Source organism: Massilia sp. CFBP9012, from assembly GCF_034045115.1.
GTDB lineage: Bacteria > Pseudomonadota > Gammaproteobacteria > Burkholderiales > Burkholderiaceae_D > Telluria.
The window spans coordinates 123,273-140,813 of record NZ_JAXCWM010000011.1 but is presented as its reverse complement, the minus strand read 5'-3'; the positions used below and the strand labels follow the sequence as shown (position 1 = coordinate 140,813).

The window sequence follows — 17,541 nt, the reverse complement described above, 5'->3', positions numbered from 1 at the left end:
GGTAAATACCCGCCGTTGCATAGTGGGAAAACAGTGGTCTTTTGCCACGTGGAATACCCATCCCGGACTGTCGGGCATTTATAATTCGTTTCCACGTTTCATTAACCAGTACTTTTACCGGTACTTCGTCACCCATAAGAGCTTCCATGACCATGTCCATTCGCCGTCACGTCCTGAAAACCCTGTGCGCAGCCGCTGCTGGCACGATGCTGATCGCCGGCGCCGCTTCGGCCCAGAGCAATGGCGTGCTGCGCGTCTCGGCCATCCCCGACGAATCGCCGACCGAACTGCAGCGCAAGTTCAAGCCGCTGGGCGAATACCTGGCCAAGGCCACCGGCCTGAAGGTCGAATTCACCCCGGTGACGGACTACGCCGCCTCGGTCGAAGGCCTGATCAACCGCAAGATCGACATGGTCTGGTTCGGCGGCTTCACCTTCGTGCAAGCCAATGTGCGCAGCAAGGGCCAGGTCACCCCGCTGGTGCAGCGCGAGGAAGACGAGAAATTCCGTTCGGTCTTCATCACCACCGTGCCAGGCATCACCAAGCTGGAAGACCTGAAGGGCAAGACCCTGGCCTTCGGTTCGGAATCGTCGACTTCGGGCCACCTGATGCCACGCTCGTTCCTGCTGCAAGCCAAAGTCAACCCGGACACCGACCTGAAGCGCATCGCCTTCTCGGGCGCGCATGACGCGACCGTGGCCGCCGTGGCCGGCGGCAAGGTCGATGCCGGCGCGCTGAACATCTCGGTCTGGGAAAAGCTGGTCGAGACCAAGAAGGTCGATCCGAAACAGGTGCGCGTGTTCTACACCACCCCGGGCTACTTCGACTACAACTGGACCGTGCGCACCGACATGGATCCGGCGCTCAAGAAAAAGATCACCGACGCCTTCCTGGCGCTGGACGGCTCGACCGCCGAAGGCAAGCAGATCCTCGACCTGCAGCGCGCCACCAGGTTCGTGCCGACCAAGACCGCCAACTATGGCGCGATCGAGGCCGCCGCACGCAATGCGGGCCTGCTGAAGTAATCAGGGAAAGCGATTCACCATGGCGACCTACCGCCTGCGCAATCTGACCGTGCGCCACCTGGCCGGCAGCCGCGCGCCGGCCCTGCACGCGCTCGACCTCACGATCCGCGCCGGCGAGCAGGTCGCCCTGATCGGCCCCTCCGGGGCCGGCAAGACCACCCTCTTGTCCACCCTCGCCTGCGCCCACCGGCCGGCCGAGGGCACGCTTGAAATCTTCGGCCAGGATCCCTGGCAGTTGACCGGCGCAGAGCGCCACCACCTGCGCTCGCGCCTGTTCCTGGCGCCGCAGGCGCCGCCCTTGCCGCCGCGCCAGCGCGTGGTGACGGCAGTGCTGGCCGCGCGCCTGCCGCACTGGTCGCTGTGGCAGGCCCTTGCCTCGCTGGTGCGTCCACAAGATCCCGACGCCGCGCACGCCGCACTGGCGCGCTTTTCGCTGGGCGACAAACTGTATGCGCGGGTCGACCGCCTGTCGGGCGGCGAACGTCAGCGCTGCGGCCTGGCGCGCCTGCTGTTATCGAGCGCCGAAGCACTACTGGTCGACGAGCCGATCTCGGCGCTCGACCCGGCGCTGGCGCGCCACACCCTGGCCACCTTGCGCCAGGAAGCGCAACAACGGGGTGCGACCCTGGTCTGCAGCCTGCACCAGGTCGACCTGGCGCGCGAGCAGTTCGGGCGACTGATCGGCCTGCGCGACGGCCGCATCGTGTTCGATGCGGCGCGCGACGACGTCAGCGACGCCATGATCGCCGAGCTGTACGCCAATGAGCAGGTCGACATGCCGCCTGAAACACCGCACGACACACCCGGCCAGATCGCCGTCGGCGCCTGCTTCTGATGGGCGTTTGCTTCTAATGTCCGATCAAGCAGTTCTTCACCGCGATCCCGCGTGGCGCAACCGCGTCACCTGGGCCGCGATCTTCATCGTCCTGCTGTACCCATTGCTGGCGGGCGCCGAATTCAAGCCCTGGCTGCTGTTCGATGCGCAAAGCCTGCGCGCGGCCGGGATGTTCCTGTCCGATTTCCTGGTGCCCGCCACCGACCCTGAATTCCTGGCCATGGTGCTGCGCGAGACCTGGCAGACGGTGGCGATCGCCACCGCCGGCCTCACGCTGGCCTTGCTGGTGGCGATTCCCGCCACCTTCGTCATCACCGAACGCCTGTCGATCTCGCGCCTGGGCACCGGCCGCGTCCATCCGTTCGCGGCGCTCGTGCGCCAGGGCCTGCGCTGGATCCTGATGATCCTGCGTTCGGTGCCGGAACTCGTGTGGGCGCTGCTGTTCGTGCGCATCGTCGGCCTCGGGCCGACCGCCGGCGTGCTGGCAATCGCCCTGTCATACAGCGGCATGCTGGCCAAGGTGTATGCCGAGATCCTCGAGTCGAGCGACGCCCACGCCACCGACGTCCTGCTCGCCAATGGCAGCGCTCGCCTGCCGGCGCTGCTGTACGGCGCCCTGCCCGATTCGAGCGCCGAACTGGTGTCGTACACGGTGTACCGCTGGGAGTGCGCGATCCGCGGCTCGGCGGTGATGGGCTTCGTCGGCGCCGGCGGCCTGGGCCAGCGCCTGGACGAATCGACCAAGATGATGGCCGGCGGCGAAGTCGCCACCATGCTGATCATGTTCGTGCTGCTGGTGGCGGCGGCCGACCTGGTGTCGAAACTGCTGCGCCGGAGGCTCGGATGAAGCAATCTACGTTGCCACCGGCTCCGCCGCGCGACCTCACGAGCTGGCTGATCCTGCTTGGCCTCTCGGCCCTGGTGGTGGCGAGCTTCGCCTCGCTGCCGCTGCAGTGGAGCGCCTTCTTCACCACCGAGGCGGTCGATTCGGCGCGCGAATTCCTGGCCGGCTTCGCGCCGCCCGAGACCAGCACGCCCTTCCTCGTCAAGACGCTGGGCGCGCTGTGGGAGACGCTGGCCATGTCGGCCATCGGCACCCTGCTCGCCGCCATCGTCGGCCTGCCGCTGGCGCTGGCCGGCGCCGGACGCCTGGGCCGCGTGGCGCGCGCCGCCACGCGCCTGGTGCTCAATGTGCTGCGCTCGATTCCTGAACTGGTGTGGGCCGCGGTGCTGCTGGTGCTGGCCGGACTGGGGCCGATGGCCGGCACCATGGCGCTGGCCGCGCACACGGCCGGGGTGCTGGGCCGGCTGTTCGCCGACGCCCTGGAAAACGTCGAACCGCATGCCGAAGAGACCCTGCGCACCAATGGCGCGCGGCCGCTGGCGGCGTTCCTGTACGCTACGCTGCCCCAGGCGTTGCCGCAGATGCTGTCGTATACGCTGTACCGCTGGGAGAACAATATTCGCGCGGCGGCGGTGCTTGGCGTGGTCGGGGCCGGCGGCCTGGGCCAGATGCTCAAGTACCACCTGTCGCTGTTCCAGATGCCCAGCGCGGCCACCGTGGTGATCGCGATGCTGGTGCTGGTGGCCCTGGTCGATGCGGCCAGTTACGCGCTGCGGCGCGCCCTGACCCGATAGACCGGTATCAACTGCATGCTCGAACTCGACCAGCTCACCAAATCCTACGGCGGCCGCACCGTGCTGGCGCAGCTGTCGCATGTTTTCCAGGCCGGCGAGTTCGTGGCGATCATGGGCGAATCGGGTGTCGGCAAGTCCACCCTGCTCAACCTCATCGCGGGCCTCGACACGCCCGACGCCGGCCAGGTGATCGTGGACGGCGCGCCGATGTCCAGCCTCGACGACGATGCCGCCACCCGCCTGCGGCGCACCCGCATGGGCTTCATCTTCCAGGCCTTTCATGTGCTGCCGCACCTGACCCTGCGCCAGAACGTGGCGCTGCCGCTGCTGCTCAACAAGGAGCCCGCCGGGCGGGCCGAGCTGATGCTGGACGCCGTCGGTCTGCAAGGACGGGGCGACGATTTCCCGCGCCAGCTTTCGGGCGGCGAACTGCAGCGGGTGGCGATCGCGCGCGCCCTGGTGCACCGCCCGGCCCTGCTGCTCGCGGATGAACCTACCGGCAACCTCGATCCGGAAACGGCCGACGTCATCCTCCAGCTATTACGCCATGAGACCCGCGCCCACGGCGCCGGGGCCATCATGGTCACCCACTCCCACTCCGCGGCCGCCATGGCCGACAAGGTGCTGCTACTGACGCATTCCGGACTGAAATTAGCATAAGTTCTTGGAAGAAACGAACAATTGCGGCATTTTTAGTTAAATTTCGCGAATCGTGCGCAACATAATCGTAGTAATATCACAACGACCCGCCGCGATAAAGCGAATACAACAGGCGTGGATCGTTTTCCAGAACAGTCGATCTGTCTTGAATCATGTTTTCATATTGGAGAATCGACATGACCGTACGACAGAAAAAACAGGAAATGCTCGAGGCCATGCATCGAGCGCGGGCGCTCGAGCCCTCGAGTTTCGTACCCAACAAACTGCTCGATACCCTGATCGAGCGTTTGCAGCTGAAGAACGACGCGGAGCTGTGCCGCGTGCTCGAAGTGCAGCCGCCGATCATCAGCAAGATCCGCCACCGCAAACTCAATGTCGGCGCGACGATCCTGCTGCGCATGCACGAAAAATCGAATATCCCGATCCGCGAACTCAAGGAATTGACGAGCGCGTCGGCGATCCACTAGCGCGTGTTTACTCCTGCGCCGGCGGACGCCCGGTCTTGAGCTGGGGCAGCGCCGCCAGCACGCCCTGCAGGGTGGCCACGTCGAGCTGGCCCAATAGGGCGACGCCGATGCGCAGCAGCTCGCTCTTCTTGACGTCGATGCCGGCCCGCAAACAGGCCTGCTTGACTTCAAGCAGCACCGCGTATTCCTGCTCGGGCATGGTGAAGCTGTCGCGCACCAGCACCGGGCGCGCATCCAGGACAGGAGCGCGTTCCACGACCTTCCCCCCTGGCTTGGCTACTGCCTTCCTGGCCGGCGGATTCGCAAGCGCCCTGGCGGCCGACTTGACCGCGGCCTTGATTCCACCCTTTGCCGTCGCGGCCTTGGTGGCCTTGGCGGCCGGCCTGGCTGCAGGCTTGGTCGCGGCCTTCGCCAGGGTCCTGACCGCCGGCTTTGGAATGGCGCTCTTCGCCTTGGGGCGCTGCGCGCGCGTTGCTGCTGGTTCGGGCGCGGTCGCCGGCTTGCGTGGCATGGTGCTGCTCCATCGTTGCGAGGCCAAATAGTATAAACGATTTAGCCGCTTCCCGCAGGACGCCGTACATACCGCGCGCGCTTGCTGCCGCCGGCGCCGATCGGTGTCACAATACGATCTTCATAGGAGCGGCTTCCTGTTTTTCAGAAGTATTCATTCTGTAAACTCCGCTTTTATGGGAATGCATCCTGTATTATTCTTTCGAGCGGACAACTCTGCTGTAAACTCTGCGCGACGTAGAAACTTTTTGAGGAAAACGTGATTCAATCCGGGCCAGTATGCGCAACAAAGCTCATTTGATCCTGCCGGTGCTGTTCGCCATCGCCCTGGCCTTCCTGTTGCAACATTTCGTCGGCTCGATCGCCTGGGCCGGCCTGCTGGCGGTGATCACCTGGCCGTTGCACCAGCGCCTGCTCCGGCGCGGCTGGGCGCCGCTGGCCAGCGCCAGCTTCATGCTGCTGCTCCTGATCGTCAGCTTTGTCGGGCCGTCGGTGCTGCTGTTCCATACGCTCACCTACGAGCTGGCCAGCCTGCAGCGTATGCTCATCAGCTTCAACCAGACCGGGGTGCCGGTGCCGGACTGGCTGGCCAACCTGCCGCTGGTAGCCGAACCGGCCGTCAAATGGTGGCTCGAGCATCTCGCCGTGCCGGGCGGACTCAACGCGCTGGTACGCACCACGGTGGGCGACTTCATGCCGCACCTGACCGACACCGCGCGCGTCTGGGGTTCGACGATCCTGGCCAACGCCCTGTACCTGTTCCTCACCCTGCTCACGCTGTTCGTGCTGTATGTGCACGGCTCGGCCGTCATGCACTACATCGACCGCGCCGGCGCGCGCCTGCTGCCCGACCAGTACACCAAGCTGCGGCGCGTGCTGCCGCTGTCGGTACGCGGCACCGCGCTGGGACTCGGTTCGATCGCGATCCTGGAAGGCATCGTGCTGGGCGTGGCCTACTGGGTGGCCGGCGCGCCGGCCCCGGTGCTGCTGGGCGTGATCACCGGCTACCTGGCCCTGATTCCGGGCGGCGCCCCGCTGTCGTTCACGATGGTCTCGCTGCTGCTGTTCGGCCAGGGCCATTCGGCCGAGGCGCTGGGCCTGTTCACCTGGGGCGCGGTCGAGCTGTTCCTGGTCGATAAATTCATCCGCCCGAAACTGATCGGGCAGCGCGTCAACCTGCCCTTCCTGGCGGTGCTGTTCGGCCTGCTGGGCGGCGTCTCGACCCTGGGCGTGATCGGCCTGTTCGTCGGCCCGCTGATGATGGCGATCCTGTTCGGCTGGCTGCGCGACGAGCCGCCGGGCACCGCGCTGCTGACCGTGCCGCCGCCGCAGGCGCCGGCCACCGAGGCGTCAGGCGACGCCGAGCGGATGCGCTAACGAATCGACCAGCGCGGCGGGGCCTACCGCCGCCGCCCGCTGGTGCAAATCCCACAGAGCGCCCACGCGCAGGCCGGCCTGCACCGCGACCAGCTCGGCGATGTCGAGTTCTTCCATCAAACCGATCAAGATCGCCAGCCCACCCGGCAGGTGCGAGGCGCGCTCGGCCGCCGGATAGGCCTGGCGCACGCCGGCCACGTGGCCGATCCCGATGAAGTCAGCGCGCAGGCGCTCGAGGTCGGCACGGCGCAAGAGTCCTTCTTCGCCGTGCAACTGCGCGATCTCGGCCAGCGCGCGCACCGTGCCGCAGGCGCCATACGCCTGCTGCCAGCGCGGCACTCCCAGCCGGGCCTCGGCGAAGCGGCTGCGACTCGAACGCACCGCGGCGTCGAAACCGGTCGCGTCCAGGCGCCCATCCGGGAAAAAGGTCAGGCTCTGGCGCACGGCGCCGACGGCGAACGATTCGATGCGCCGGATCGCGGCGCCCTGCCCCAGCACCAGTTCGGTCGAGCCGCTGCCGATATCCACCACCAGCCGCGCAGCGGTGTCCTGTGCGCCTAGCGAGGCCGCCACGCCCAGGTAGACCAGGCGCCCGGCCTCGTCGCCCGCGATGAGTTCGATCGGCCGGCCCAGCGCCTTGCCGGCCGCGGGCAGAAACAGCGCCGCATTGCGCGCCATGCGCAGGGCCGAGGTGGCCACCACGCGCACCGCCTGCGGGCGCCAGGCATCGAGCGCACCGCGGAAGGCGTCGAGGCAGTCCAGCGCGCGCCGCATCGCGGCCGTGCACAGCATGCCGTCCTCGTCGAGCGTCGCGGCCAGCCGGACCGGCTCGGCCATGGTGGCGACCAGGCGCAGCACGCCGTCCTCGACATGTCCGACGTGCAGGCGGAAACTGTCCGAGCCCAGCTCGACGGCGGCATAGACAGGTGGTTCAGGTGATTCGATCGATGAGGCTTGCATGGCATGTCCTTTGAACAGGCCGCAGGATAAGCCGCGTCCGTGACATGCGCGTGACGGCGCGATGCGAACTCTTTCTTAAGCGAGACCGCTCAAACCTCGGCCAGCGTCTCGCTGGCCAGCTCCACCCGGTTGCGTCCCGCCTGCCGGGCCTGTTGCAAGGCTTCGTCGGCGCGCTGGAACAGGGTCGTGGTGCTGTCCTCGGGGCGGATGGTGGTAACGCCGAAGCTGGCGGTCAGTTTGATCATCGCGCGCTCGCCCTTGAACGGCGTTGACTCGAGCGCGGCACGGATGCGCTCGGCCACCAGCGCGGCCTCGGTGAGACTGGTGCGCGGCAGCAGGAGCGCGAACTCCACGCCGACCACGCGCCCCAGCTGGTCGCTGTCGCGCAGCTGGCGCCGGCACAGCTCGACCATCTGGCGCAGCACGACGTCGCCGGCCGGATGGCCGTAGCTGTCGTTGACGCGCTTGAAACCGTCCGGATCGAACACCACCAGCGCGGTCGGCATGCCCGGGCGGCGCGCCAGCGCCATCCACGGCGCCAGCAGCTGGAAGAAGCCGCGCCGGTTCGGCGCGTCGGTCAGCGGATCGACCACCTCGGCGCGCTCGAGCGCGTCCTGCAGGCGTTCGCGCGTCAGGAGCAGCACGCCGAAGGCATTGCCGAGCATGAGCAGGTACAGCGCCCCGCTGGATAACTGGCCCAGCAGCTCGCTCGTCAGCCAGCCCCAGCCGCCGGGAAGCAGCAGCACCGACAGGCCGCGCGAGGCCACCACCAGGGCCAGCGCCATGCTGGCCAGCGCCAGGAAGCGCTGCAGCAGGCTGACGTCGCGCCAGCGCCAGGCCAGGGCCAGCGCGCCCGAGAAATAGAAGCCGCCCAGCAGCAGCGAGGCCGCCACGGCGCGCAAGGCTTCCTCGTCGATCAGGTAACACAGGAAGAAGCCCAGGATGGCGAGGCCGCCGACGATGATGGTCGGGGTGCGCCAGCCGCGTCGGCGCGCAGCTTCCCACGAGGCGCCGCCTTCGACCGCCACGCCGGCGAACAGCAAGGCATAGCCGCCCGGCACCGCGATCGGGGCCGGCACCACGCCGGCATCGCCCAGGGCCAGCAGCAGCCACGCGCCGCCCTGGATCTGTTTCGACAGGCTCCACAGCACCAGCGCCGGCGAGCGGGTCGGTCCGTGATTGAAGAAGGTCAGCAGCGCGCACAGGGTCAGGTTGCCCAATGCCAGTACCAGGACCATGGTCGACGCGTCCAGCATCATTGTGTCAGTACTCATGTTCGACGTTCAGGGTGCCGTCGCCGACCTTGCTGGCCCAGGCGCGGGTGAAATAGTCCCGCTCCGCATCCAGGGGCGGTTCGTGCCAGAACACGATCAGGGTGCCCTTGTGATCGTGCAGCTGGGTGACTTTATCGACGAAACCGCCATCTCCAGAGCCGTCCGCCAGCGCCGCCGCGTAGCCGTACACGCGCTGCAGCCGCTCCAGGCGGTCAGGCTCGGCCGCGGCATTGGTCGCGGTCATGGTGGGATGGTCCAGGAACATGGGCTCTTTCGTCGCAGCGGCCAGCTTATCAGAAGAAGATGCTTTGCAACAAGCCAACTCTTCCGCCCCGACGTTGCTCCGGGACATCAACCTCAGCCGGCAAAGCGGTTGAACACCTCGCGGATGGCCAGGCCGCCGCCGCCGATCAGGACGGCGAAATACAGGATCGTCACGACATTGCTGACGTGGCCCAGCAGGATGCACAGGCCGTCGCGCTGCAGCAGGCCGATGGCCAGGAACAGGATCGCCACCGCCGGGAAGGTATTGCTGAATGGAATCAGACCGAAAGGCATCATCAGCAGCACGGCGCCCAGGATCAGGGCCAGGTTGTTGATGACTGCCATGGTGCCGCTCGCCACCAGCCACTGGATGCGGTTCGGACGGCTGACCCGCTCGAGCTTTTTCAGCCACGACAAGGCCTTGCGCAGCAGCGGGCGCAGCTTGCGGGTGCCGATGATGCGGTGCTCGATCTTGGACGGGATCCACAGGTTGCGGCCGAACAGGCGGCTGACGCTGATGAGCAGGATGGCGGCGCCGAACACGGTGCTCACGCCGGGAATCGACACCGGGATCAGGAACACCAGCGTCAGCAGGGTGACCAGGATCAGCAGGCCATCGTTACCGACGCGCTGTATCAGTTCGCTGAGGGTGATGCCGGTGCGCGGCAGGGAACGGACGAGCGAGCGGAGCGTCTGGGAAATCGGGGCACTGTTCATTGCGTTTCTAATCCTGGTTTCAATGACGGAGCGACAGTATACGCGTTAGCGGGTGCCGGCACTGTCGATTGCAGCGCAATCGTCATTGTGCACCGCGCCGCGCCGTCGCACCGCATGCGAGTCCGCATCCATTTGCGCTGGGTCGACGTTGTTGTCAATACATGCCAAACCGCGGCATTGTGTTTATCGAAATGCAACCTCCCCAACCTGAAAGGATCGCCATGAAACATGCTTTTGCATTGCTTGCACTTGCCTTGCTCGCACCCGCCCATGCCGCCGTCGTCCATACCTCGTCCGCCTCTTTCCTGTCGCAGGTGGCGGGAGGCGCCTACACCGAAACCTTCAACACCGCGATTGCGAACGCGCCGCGCGTGCTGGACTACGCGCAGGGCGATTATGCCTATACGGTCTTTGCCGGGCGGGGCCTGTTCGGGAACGGCGACTTCGTGGGAACCTCGACTTCCGCAAGTTCGCTGACCATCTCGTTCACGGGCGCCGACGTCACCGCTTTCGGCGCCAATTTCTACAATACCGGTGTCGACCTGGCCTTGCGCGCGGCCGAGATCATCATCGCGCTCAGCGACGGCACGATCACGCGCTTCACCCCCGACTCGCTCGACGACAGCTACCGCGGCTTTACGTCGGACGTCGCCATCGCCTCCATCACCCTCAGCAGCGAGGGCCTGCCCAACTTCGCCAGTCTCGACAACCTGACGGTTGGCGCCGCCATCGATGAGCCTCCTGTCGACGTCCCGGAACCCGCCAGCATCACCCTGCTGGGTGCGGGTCTGCTGGGCGTCGGGGCACTGCGTCGTCGCCGCCAGTCCTGAACTAGCGTTCGCGCAGCAGCTTGAATTGCCGCGCCTGGCGGTGGTGGCCGGCGACCGACTGCTTGATATACCGCGTCAGTGCATCGCCGGTGAGCGAGAACGGATACAGCCCGGCCCGGGCCCGTTTGTCGGCGAATTCCGGGCTGGCTTCCATATTATCGAAAGCCTGCACCCAGCGCCGGTAGTCGGCCTCGCGCACGTCCGGCCCCATCCACACGCCGCGGATCACGGGCCAGACCACGTCATAGCCCTGCTCGCGCGCGGTCTTCACACCGGCCAATGCCCCCGGCAGCCGCTGTTCCGACAGCACCGCCAGCACCCTCACCTTGCCACCGCCCGTGTACAGCAAGGCTTCGGAGGTGTCGCCCGACACCGCCTGTACGTGATTTTCCTGCATCGCGATGAACTGCTCGCCGCCGCCCTCGAGGGCGACGAAGCGCATCTTGCGCGGGTCGATGCCGGCCATCTGCGCCAGCAGCGCCATCTTGATCCAGTCCTGGCTGCCGACCGTGCCGGACATGCCGATCAAGACTTTTTTAGGATCGCGCTTCAGGGCATTCAACAGGTCGTCGAGCGACTGCCAGGGCGAATCTGCGCGCACCGCGATCATGCCGTAGTCGGCGCCGAAGGCCGCCACCCAGCGCACGTCGTCAACGTCGGCGTCGCCGAATTTGCCGAGGGCGAGATTGAGCACCGAACCGCCGGAAAAGGTGACCAGGGTATTGGCTTCGGCGCGGCGCTGCGACACGATGGTGTGCCAGGCCACGGCCCCCACGCCGCCCGGCAGGTAGCTCAGTTGCAGCTCGGGCGCCCCGGGCTGGCCGTGCAGGGCTTTCTGGGCCAGCTTGCAGGTCAGATCCATCCCGCCGCCGGGCTTGGACGGGATCAGGCATTCGGCGCGCGGCTGGGTGGCCAGTTGGGCGGCAGCCGGCTGGCAGGCCAGGGCCGCGGCCATGCCGAGGATCGCCGGGAAAGTACGCACGAAGTTCATGGTGTGCATCATAGCGCCAACGTCGGCCCGGGTCAGAAACGATGCTGCATGCCGGCCGTGACGCCGCTCTGGGTCGCGCCGAAACCGGGGTCGTCGCGCGACAGGCCGACGAGCTGGCCGTGGTCGGCCTTCGCATGCGCCACTGACAGATAAAGATCGGTGCGCTTGGACAGCGCCAGCATGCCGCGCGCCACGAACATCGTCGGGTCGGCATCCTCGACGGTCGGCACGTCCTTCGTGTTCACGTGATAGACGGCGCCAGTGAGGGTCACGTTGTCGATCGTGCGCGAGATCCCGCCCCAATACGTGTCGGCGCGCAGGTCGGCGCCGGCGCGGGCGGCATCGAGCTTGTAGCCGCGCATGCCGGCGCTGTAGCGCCACTTGCCGCTGCGGTAGTCGGCGCCGAGGTGGTAGGCGCGGGTCTCGTCGCGCGCCGCCATGCCGGCTACCGCATTGCCGTTGACCTGTTCGTAGGAGGCCATCAGTCCCAGGCCGCCATCGCCGAACCACGAGCCGCCGAGCGCCAGCTTGCGGCCTTCGGCCAGGCTGCCCGAGCGCTCGCCCAGGCCGACCGTGGCGCCATAGGTGAAGCCGCCGCTTTTACCGGTGTACTTGACCAGGTTGTCGAACTGGGTCGTCATGCCGTACTTCGACGGCCCGGTGGCGCTGGCGCCGGTGGCCCAGGAATAATTGGGGGCGAAGCCCAGCGGATCGAACTTGATCACCAGTTCATAGGTGGTGGTGAACGAGCGGCCGATCACGAGGCGCCCGAGCGAACCGTCCAGGCCGACCCAGGCCTGGCGCTTGAACACGGCGCCGTCGCTTTCACCGGTATCCATCAGGATGCCGCCTTCGAGCTGCCAGATCGCCTTGAGGCCGCCACCGAGTTCTTCGCTGCCGCGAAAACCCCAGCGCGAGGTATTCTTGCCGCCCGAGATCACGCGCACCATGTTGCCGCCGTCCTCGCCGGCATGGTTGACGTATTCGACGCCGGCATCGATCAGGCCATAGACCTGTACGTTGCTCTGGGCGTGGGCGGAATGGTTCAGGGAAAGCGCTGCCAGGACGGCGAGCGCGAGGGCCGACTGCTTCATGGTGTCTCCGGATTTTGTTATGGTTGTGCTGCTTTATCGCTCGACTATATGCGCCGCCAGCTTTCAGTTTGCTTTCAATCAGCGCCCTTTCCGCCACCCGCCCTTTCCGCTTACACTGGCGCGATGAGAATCCTGCTAGTTGAAGACCATGTCGAGCTGTCGCACTGGGTGTCGAAGGCGCTGCGCGACGCCCACCTGACCGTCGAATGCGCGAGCACCGGCGCCGATGCCGACGCCCTGCTGCACACCCAGGACTACGCGCTGGTGATCCTGGACCTGACCCTGCCGCGCATGGATGGCCTGGACGTGCTGCGCCGCTTGCGCGCCCGCGGCGGCGCGCGCGGCGGCACGCCGGTGCTGATCCTGACCGCGCGCGGCGGCCTGGAAGACAAGGTGCAGGGTCTGAACCTGGGCGCCGACGACTACCTGGCCAAGCCGTTCGAGCTGGCCGAGCTCGAAGCGCGCGTAAAGGCGCTGCTGCGCCGGCGCAGCGGCAACGAGGCGCTGGTGCACCGCTGCGGCCAGCTCGCCTTCGACACGGTCTCGCGCATGTTTTCCTATTGCGGCGAGCCGCTGGCGCTGACGCCGCGCGAGCACGCGGTGCTCGAGGCGCTGATCGCGAGGCCGGGCCGCGCGCTGTCGAAGGAAAAGCTGTTCCAGGAAGTGTTCGCCCTGAGCGACGACGCCAACCTGGACGCCATCGAGCTATACATCCACCGCATCCGCAAGAAGCTCGAACGCCCTGGCGGCGACGCCGCCATCGTCACCCTGCGCGGCATCGGCTACCTGATGCAAGAAAAGCCCGCCTGAGGCCATGGCCCAGCGCATCTCCCTGCTGCAACGCGCCGCGGCGCGGCCGCTCGGCAGCCTGCGCCAGCAGCTGCTGCGCTGGCTGATCCTGCCGCTGGTGGCGCTGGTCGCGGCGAATGCCGTGTCGCTGTACCGCGACGCGCTGGAAGCGGCCGACGTGGCCTACGACCGTTCGCTGCTGTCGTCCACGCGCGCGCTGGCCGAGCGCGTGACGGTGAGAGACGGCAAGGTGGTCGCCAACGTCCCTTATGTGGCGCTGGACAGTTTTGAGACCGATACCCTGGGCCGCATCTACTACAAGGTCACCGGCCTGGATGGCGAGACCGTCAGCGGCTACGGCGACCTGCCGCCGGTGCCGGCCAATGTGCCGCGCAGCGACCTGTATCCGGCCCTGGTGCGCTTCTACCACGCTACCTACAACGGCGAACCGGTGCGCATCGCGGCCCTGCTGCAGCCGGTCTACGACGATTCGATGCGCGGCATCGCCCTGATCCAGGTCGGCGAGACGCTCGACGCCCGCAACGCCCTGTCGCGCGATATCCTGCTCAACACCCTGTGGCGCCAGGCCTTGCTGGTGCTGGCGGTGGCGGCGCTGGTGTGGTTCGCGGTGCGCCTGGTGCTGCGGCCGCTGATGCGGCTCAAGAACGAGGTCGAGACGCGTCCGCTGTCCGACCTGTCGACCATCGACCAGGCCCTGGTCCACAAGGAGGTGCGGCCGCTGGTGGCGGCCATGAACGGCACCATGGCGCGCATGCAGGACCTGATCGCCAGCCAGCGCCGCTTCATCGCCGACGCCTCGCACCAGCTGCGCACCCCGCTCGCGGTGCTCAAGACCCAGGCCGCGCTGGCCCTGCGTGAAAACGATCCGGCGGCGATGCGCGCCATCGTCGCGTCGATCGCCGGCACCACCGACTCGGCCATCCACCTGGCCAACCGCCTGCTGGTGCTGGCGCGCATCGAGCATGGCGGCGGCTCGGAGCAGGCGCAGCCGGTGGCGCTGGAGGCCATTGCGCGCCAGGTGGGCCTGGAGCTGGCCCTGCCGGCGGTGCAGAAAGGCATCGACCTGGCGCTCGAGGCAGAGACCGACGCCGACACCACGGTCGTCGGCCAGGAATTGCTGCTGCACGAACTGGTGGCGAACCTGGTCGACAATGCGATCCGCTACACGCCGGCGGGCGGCAGCGTGCTGCTGTGGGTGGGACGGCGCGACGATCGTGTCGTGCTGGCGGTGAGCGACAGCGGCCCCGGCATCGTCGAGGCCGAGATCGACAAGGTGGTGATGCCCTTCTACCGTGCCCAGTCCACGCTGGAAGCCAATCCCGGCGGCACCGGGCTGGGGCTGGCGATCGTGCGCGACGTCGCCAGCCTGCACGGCGCCACGCTGGCGCTCGGGCGCGCGGACGCCGGCGGCCTGAAAGTCGAGGTGATCTTCGATGCGCCGCGCGCTGAAAGCTGATTGAAAGCTGATTGAAAGCTTGCGCGGCCTATAGTTGGCGAAAACGGGGGCCTACCCCACAACGACAACGATCGGAGACATCATGAAGCAGCCGGCTTTCGCGCGCGCCGTCCTGGCCACGCCATCCCTTTTCCCTCGCGGAGCATGACATGCTGACCATCCTCGCCTATTCGATGATCGTCGTCTTCATGTTCCTGATCATGACCAAGCGCCTGCCGGCGCTGGTCGCGCTGATCGTCGTGCCGATCGCCTTCGGCCTGATCGGCGGCTTCGGCGCGGGCCTGGGCCCGATGATGCTGGACGGGATCCGCTCGCTGGCCCCCACCGGCGTCATGCTGATGTTCGCCATCCTGTATTTCGGCATCATGATCGACGCCGGCCTGTTCGATCCGGTCGTGCGCATCATCCTGAAACTGGTGCAGGGCGACCCGATGAAGATCGTGGTCGGCACCGCCGCGCTGGCGATGTTCATCTCGCTCGACGGCGACGGCGCCACCACCTATATGATCACGGTGTCGGCCATGCTCCCGCTGTACATGCGCCTGGGGATGAGCCGCCTGGTGATGGCCTGCGTCATCATGCTGGCCGGCGGCGTCTTCAACATCCTGCCGTGGGGCGGCCCGACGGCGCGCGCCGCCACCGCGCTGGGCGTGGACGTGAGCGACATCTTCGTGCCGATGATCCCGGCGATGGCGGTGACTGCCGTGTGGGTGCTGTTCGTGGCCTATATGCTGGGCATGAAGGAGCGCAAGCGCCTGGGCATCGTGAGCCTGCCGGGCCAGGCCAGGGCCGAAGTCAGGAAAGCGGCGCCAGCGCCTGTCCTGCAGCCGGCATTCGCTGAACTCGCGGTGGCCGGCAGCATGAACGGCACCACCGGCCAATGGAGCGCCGCTCCAGCCGCCGCCACGCGCGAAGGCAATGTGCACGCCTTCTCGGCCGGCCGCATCGAAGCGGATGCCGGCGCCGCCGGTGGATCGGCTGGATCGGGTGGTTCCGGCGGTGGCGACGAACCGCCGGTCGGCGTGTCCTCGCGCGACACCGCGCGTCCCAAACTGATCTGGGTGAACTTCCTGTTGACCGTGGCGCTGCTGGTGCTGCTGGTGCTGGGCGCCCTGCCGCTGCCGGTGCTGTTCATGATCTTCTTCGCCATCGCCATCACCGTGAACTATCCGGGGCTGGAAGCGCAGAAGGCACGCATCGAGGCGCATGCGGCCAATGTGCTGCCGGTGGTGTCGCTGATCTTCGCGGCCGGCATCTTCGTCGGCATCCTGCAGGGCACGAAAATGGTCGACGCCATCGCCCTGAGCGTGATCGCGGCGGTGCCGGACTGGATGGGGCCTTATATGGCGATCGTCACCGGCCTGCTGAGCATCCCGTTCACCTTCTTCATCTCGAACGACGCCTTCTATTTCGGCGTGGTGCCGGTGCTGGCCAAGGCGGCCGAGGTGTATGGCATCACGGCGGCGGAGATCGGCCGCGCCTCGGTCATCGGCCAGCCGGTGCACCTGCTCAGTCCCCTGGTCGCTTCTACCTATCTGCTGGTCGGCATGTGCAAGGTCGAATTTGGCGATCATCAGCGCTATACCCTGATCTGGTCGATCTCGGCCTCGCTGGTGATGCTGGTGGCCGCCGTCATCTTTGGCGTGGTGCCGCTGATGGGGCCTGGCTCCTGATACCACGATGCGGGCGGCGCCGACCGGGCGCGCCGCTCGCATATACTTTGCCGCATGCCCGCTCCCCTAGACAGCCCCGCATCCCTCGACGACCGCCCGCCCCTGGTGCGCACCGACGGCGACCGCCGCACCCTCGAATTCACCCCCGGCGACGTCCAGAGCGAGATGCTGCTCTCACGCCCCGACGCGCTGGTGCTCGAATACACGCGCGCCATGATGTGCTTCGCGCTGTTCGTGCCCGATCCGCATCACATCGTGATGGTCGGCCTGGGCGGCGGCTCGCTGGCCAAGTTCTGCCACCGCCATTTTCCGCGCGCCCGCATCACCGTGCTCGAGATCCGGGATGACGTGATTGCCCTGCGCGACCAGTTCTGCCTGCCGCCCGACGACGCCCGCCTGCGTGTCCTGCACTGCGACGCGGCCGACTACCTGGCGCGCATGCCGGGCTGCTGCGACGTGCTGCTGGTCGATGGCTTCGACAGCCAGGGCCTGCCGTCAGCCCTCGCAGGCAGCGCCTTTTATGCCGCCTGCCGGCGCGCCCTGCATCCGGGCGGCGTGCTGGTGGCGAACGTGTTTACCTACGATCCCCAGTATGCGGGCGCGCTGCAGCGCCTGCGCGCCGCCTTCGACGGCCGCCTGGCCTGGTTTGCCCGCATCGCCGGCAATAACCGGATCCTGTTCGCGGTCCGCCCCACCCACCCGGGCGCGGCGCCGGGCCGCGGCGAACGCCTGCTTATCCGGATGGCATGCAAGCAAGGCCGCGGTCTGGGCTGGAGTAACCGCTTGCTGGCGCGCCTGCTGGTGGCCTGGCTGGCGCGGCGCCGGGCGTGAGCGTGTGGCCGAATTGTCTCGCACGATATGATTCGTTTGCGAGCTAATCGCGTTTATGACACACTTGCGCGGACTAATGCCTACCGGCAAGCAGTTTTCTTTGAACATCTACACTGTCACACCCAGGAA

The 17,541-nt window shown here is 67.1% G+C and carries 19 protein-coding genes; 12 read left to right on the top strand and 7 right to left on the bottom strand.

Features of this window, described 5'->3' with window-relative positions:
• The first annotated feature begins 146 nt into the window (after positions 1–146).
• From SOM61_RS18910 to SOM61_RS18885, 6 genes are all read left to right on the top strand, one after another.
• Entirely contained in the window at positions 147–1,025 is an 879-nt protein-coding gene (locus SOM61_RS18910; RefSeq protein ID WP_320475506.1) for a putative selenate ABC transporter substrate-binding protein, read from the top strand.
• Positions 1,026–1,044: 19 nt separating this feature from the next.
• Positions 1,045–1,860 carry a phosphonate ABC transporter ATP-binding protein gene (locus SOM61_RS18905; protein WP_320467769.1) on the top strand — a complete coding sequence of 272 codons (816 nt, stop codon included), beginning with the start codon at positions 1,045–1,047 and terminating at the stop codon, positions 1,858–1,860.
• A 16-nt stretch (positions 1,861–1,876) separates the two neighbouring features.
• Positions 1,877–2,707 carry a PhnE/PtxC family ABC transporter permease gene (locus SOM61_RS18900; protein ID WP_320467768.1) on the top strand — a complete coding sequence of 277 codons (831 nt, stop codon included), beginning with the start codon at positions 1,877–1,879 and terminating at the stop codon, positions 2,705–2,707.
• Positions 2,704–3,498: a phosphonate ABC transporter, permease protein PhnE gene (gene phnE, locus SOM61_RS18895; RefSeq protein ID WP_320475505.1), complete on the top strand. Its 795-nt coding sequence runs from the start codon at positions 2,704–2,706 to the stop codon at positions 3,496–3,498. Before SOM61_RS18900 ends, phnE begins: the two co-directional genes overlap by 4 nt.
• Before the next feature lie 15 nt (positions 3,499–3,513).
• On the top strand, positions 3,514–4,158 hold the full coding sequence (locus tag SOM61_RS18890) for an ABC transporter ATP-binding protein (protein ID WP_320475504.1): 645 nt from the start codon (positions 3,514–3,516) through the stop codon (positions 4,156–4,158).
• 176 nt (positions 4,159–4,334) lie between these two features.
• Complete coding sequence (locus SOM61_RS18885) at positions 4,335–4,625, top strand: hypothetical protein (protein WP_123068909.1); 291 nt, start codon at positions 4,335–4,337, stop codon at positions 4,623–4,625.
• Positions 4,626–4,632: 7 nt separating this feature from the next.
• Here the strand turns inward: SOM61_RS18885 and SOM61_RS18880 are convergent, their stop codons facing one another.
• Positions 4,633–5,136: a hypothetical protein gene (locus SOM61_RS18880; protein ID WP_320475503.1), complete on the bottom strand. Its 504-nt coding sequence runs from the start codon at positions 5,134–5,136 to the stop codon at positions 4,633–4,635.
• Between the two features lie 278 nt (positions 5,137–5,414).
• On the opposite strand from SOM61_RS18880, the gene SOM61_RS18875 reads away from it, so the two are divergent.
• Complete coding sequence (locus SOM61_RS18875; protein ID WP_147936724.1) at positions 5,415–6,512, top strand: AI-2E family transporter; 1,098 nt, start codon at positions 5,415–5,417, stop codon at positions 6,510–6,512.
• Here the strand turns inward: SOM61_RS18875 and SOM61_RS18870 are convergent.
• From SOM61_RS18870 to SOM61_RS18855, 4 genes are all read right to left on the bottom strand, one after another.
• Positions 6,486–7,472, bottom strand: a complete 987-nt coding sequence (locus SOM61_RS18870) for a Ppx/GppA phosphatase family protein (protein ID WP_320475502.1) — start codon at positions 7,470–7,472, stop codon at positions 6,486–6,488. The genes SOM61_RS18875 and SOM61_RS18870 overlap by 27 nt on opposite strands.
• 89 nt (positions 7,473–7,561) lie before the next feature.
• Entirely contained in the window at positions 7,562–8,746 is a 1,185-nt protein-coding gene (locus SOM61_RS18865) for a GGDEF domain-containing protein (RefSeq protein WP_320475501.1), read from the bottom strand.
• A complete protein-coding gene (locus SOM61_RS18860; RefSeq protein ID WP_320475500.1) occupies positions 8,736–9,011 on the bottom strand; it encodes a hypothetical protein in 276 nt (91 codons plus the stop codon). The genes SOM61_RS18865 and SOM61_RS18860 overlap by 11 nt, the downstream gene beginning before the upstream one ends.
• A 92-nt stretch (positions 9,012–9,103) precedes the next feature.
• Positions 9,104–9,727 carry an exopolysaccharide biosynthesis protein gene (locus SOM61_RS18855; protein WP_123068905.1) on the bottom strand — a complete coding sequence of 208 codons (624 nt, stop codon included), beginning with the start codon at positions 9,725–9,727 and terminating at the stop codon, positions 9,104–9,106.
• Between the two features lie 221 nt (positions 9,728–9,948).
• On the opposite strand from SOM61_RS18855, the gene SOM61_RS18850 reads away from it, so the two are divergent.
• Positions 9,949–10,557 (top strand): PEP-CTERM sorting domain-containing protein, encoded by a 609-nt coding sequence (locus SOM61_RS18850; RefSeq protein ID WP_320475499.1) that lies wholly within the window; start codon positions 9,949–9,951, stop codon positions 10,555–10,557.
• Position 10,558: 1 nt separating this feature from the next.
• Here the strand turns inward: SOM61_RS18850 and SOM61_RS18845 are convergent, their stop codons facing one another.
• Both SOM61_RS18845 and SOM61_RS18840 read right to left on the bottom strand, forming a co-directional pair.
• Positions 10,559–11,557, bottom strand: coding sequence for a tripartite tricarboxylate transporter substrate binding protein (locus tag SOM61_RS18845; RefSeq protein ID WP_320475498.1), 999 nt, complete (start codon positions 11,555–11,557; stop codon positions 10,559–10,561).
• 23 nt (positions 11,558–11,580) lie between these two features.
• A complete protein-coding gene (locus tag SOM61_RS18840; RefSeq protein ID WP_320475497.1) occupies positions 11,581–12,642 on the bottom strand; it encodes a porin in 1,062 nt (353 codons plus the stop codon).
• Positions 12,643–12,765: 123 nt separating this feature from the next.
• On the opposite strand from SOM61_RS18840, the gene SOM61_RS18835 reads away from it, so the two are divergent.
• The 4 genes from SOM61_RS18835 (at position 12,766) to SOM61_RS18820 (ending at position 17,412) form a co-directional block, all read left to right on the top strand.
• Positions 12,766–13,452 carry a response regulator gene (locus SOM61_RS18835; RefSeq protein WP_040777660.1) on the top strand — a complete coding sequence of 229 codons (687 nt, stop codon included), beginning with the start codon at positions 12,766–12,768 and terminating at the stop codon, positions 13,450–13,452.
• A gap of 4 nt (positions 13,453–13,456) precedes the next feature.
• Positions 13,457–14,908 (top strand): sensor histidine kinase, encoded by a 1,452-nt coding sequence (locus SOM61_RS18830; RefSeq protein ID WP_320475496.1) that lies wholly within the window; start codon positions 13,457–13,459, stop codon positions 14,906–14,908.
• A 149-nt stretch (positions 14,909–15,057) separates the two neighbouring features.
• Positions 15,058–16,581 carry a CitMHS family transporter gene (locus SOM61_RS18825; RefSeq protein WP_320475495.1) on the top strand — a complete coding sequence of 508 codons (1,524 nt, stop codon included), beginning with the start codon at positions 15,058–15,060 and terminating at the stop codon, positions 16,579–16,581.
• A 54-nt stretch (positions 16,582–16,635) separates the two neighbouring features.
• Complete coding sequence (locus SOM61_RS18820) at positions 16,636–17,412, top strand: fused MFS/spermidine synthase (protein ID WP_320475494.1); 777 nt, start codon at positions 16,636–16,638, stop codon at positions 17,410–17,412.
• Positions 17,413–17,541: the final 129 nt, after the last annotated feature.

Coding starts and splice junctions, on each gene's coding strand:
- SOM61_RS18910 (WP_320475506.1), top strand. CDS start 147: ATGACCATGTCCATTCGCCGTCACGTCCTGAAAACCCTGTGCGCAGCC.
- SOM61_RS18825 (WP_320475495.1), top strand. CDS start 15,058: ATGCTGACCATCCTCGCCTATTCGATGATCGTCGTCTTCATGTTCCTG.
- SOM61_RS18880 (WP_320475503.1), bottom strand. CDS start 5,136: ATGCCACGCAAGCCGGCGACCGCGCCCGAACCAGCAGCAACGCGCGCG.
- SOM61_RS18820 (WP_320475494.1), top strand. CDS start 16,636: ATGCCCGCTCCCCTAGACAGCCCCGCATCCCTCGACGACCGCCCGCCC.
- SOM61_RS18870 (WP_320475502.1), bottom strand. CDS start 7,472: ATGCAAGCCTCATCGATCGAATCACCTGAACCACCTGTCTATGCCGCC.
- phnE (WP_320475505.1), top strand. CDS start 2,704: ATGAAGCAATCTACGTTGCCACCGGCTCCGCCGCGCGACCTCACGAGC.
- SOM61_RS18865 (WP_320475501.1), bottom strand. CDS start 8,746: ATGAGTACTGACACAATGATGCTGGACGCGTCGACCATGGTCCTGGTA.
- SOM61_RS18850 (WP_320475499.1), top strand. CDS start 9,949: ATGAAACATGCTTTTGCATTGCTTGCACTTGCCTTGCTCGCACCCGCC.
- SOM61_RS18845 (WP_320475498.1), bottom strand. CDS start 11,557: ATGCACACCATGAACTTCGTGCGTACTTTCCCGGCGATCCTCGGCATG.
- SOM61_RS18835 (WP_040777660.1), top strand. CDS start 12,766: ATGAGAATCCTGCTAGTTGAAGACCATGTCGAGCTGTCGCACTGGGTG.
- SOM61_RS18855 (WP_123068905.1), bottom strand. CDS start 9,727: ATGAACAGTGCCCCGATTTCCCAGACGCTCCGCTCGCTCGTCCGTTCC.
- SOM61_RS18885 (WP_123068909.1), top strand. CDS start 4,335: ATGACCGTACGACAGAAAAAACAGGAAATGCTCGAGGCCATGCATCGA.
- SOM61_RS18905 (WP_320467769.1), top strand. CDS start 1,045: ATGGCGACCTACCGCCTGCGCAATCTGACCGTGCGCCACCTGGCCGGC.
- SOM61_RS18890 (WP_320475504.1), top strand. CDS start 3,514: ATGCTCGAACTCGACCAGCTCACCAAATCCTACGGCGGCCGCACCGTG.
- SOM61_RS18900 (WP_320467768.1), top strand. CDS start 1,877: ATGTCCGATCAAGCAGTTCTTCACCGCGATCCCGCGTGGCGCAACCGC.
- SOM61_RS18840 (WP_320475497.1), bottom strand. CDS start 12,642: ATGAAGCAGTCGGCCCTCGCGCTCGCCGTCCTGGCAGCGCTTTCCCTG.
- SOM61_RS18875 (WP_147936724.1), top strand. CDS start 5,415: ATGCGCAACAAAGCTCATTTGATCCTGCCGGTGCTGTTCGCCATCGCC.
- SOM61_RS18860 (WP_320475500.1), bottom strand. CDS start 9,011: ATGTTCCTGGACCATCCCACCATGACCGCGACCAATGCCGCGGCCGAG.
- SOM61_RS18830 (WP_320475496.1), top strand. CDS start 13,457: ATGGCCCAGCGCATCTCCCTGCTGCAACGCGCCGCGGCGCGGCCGCTC.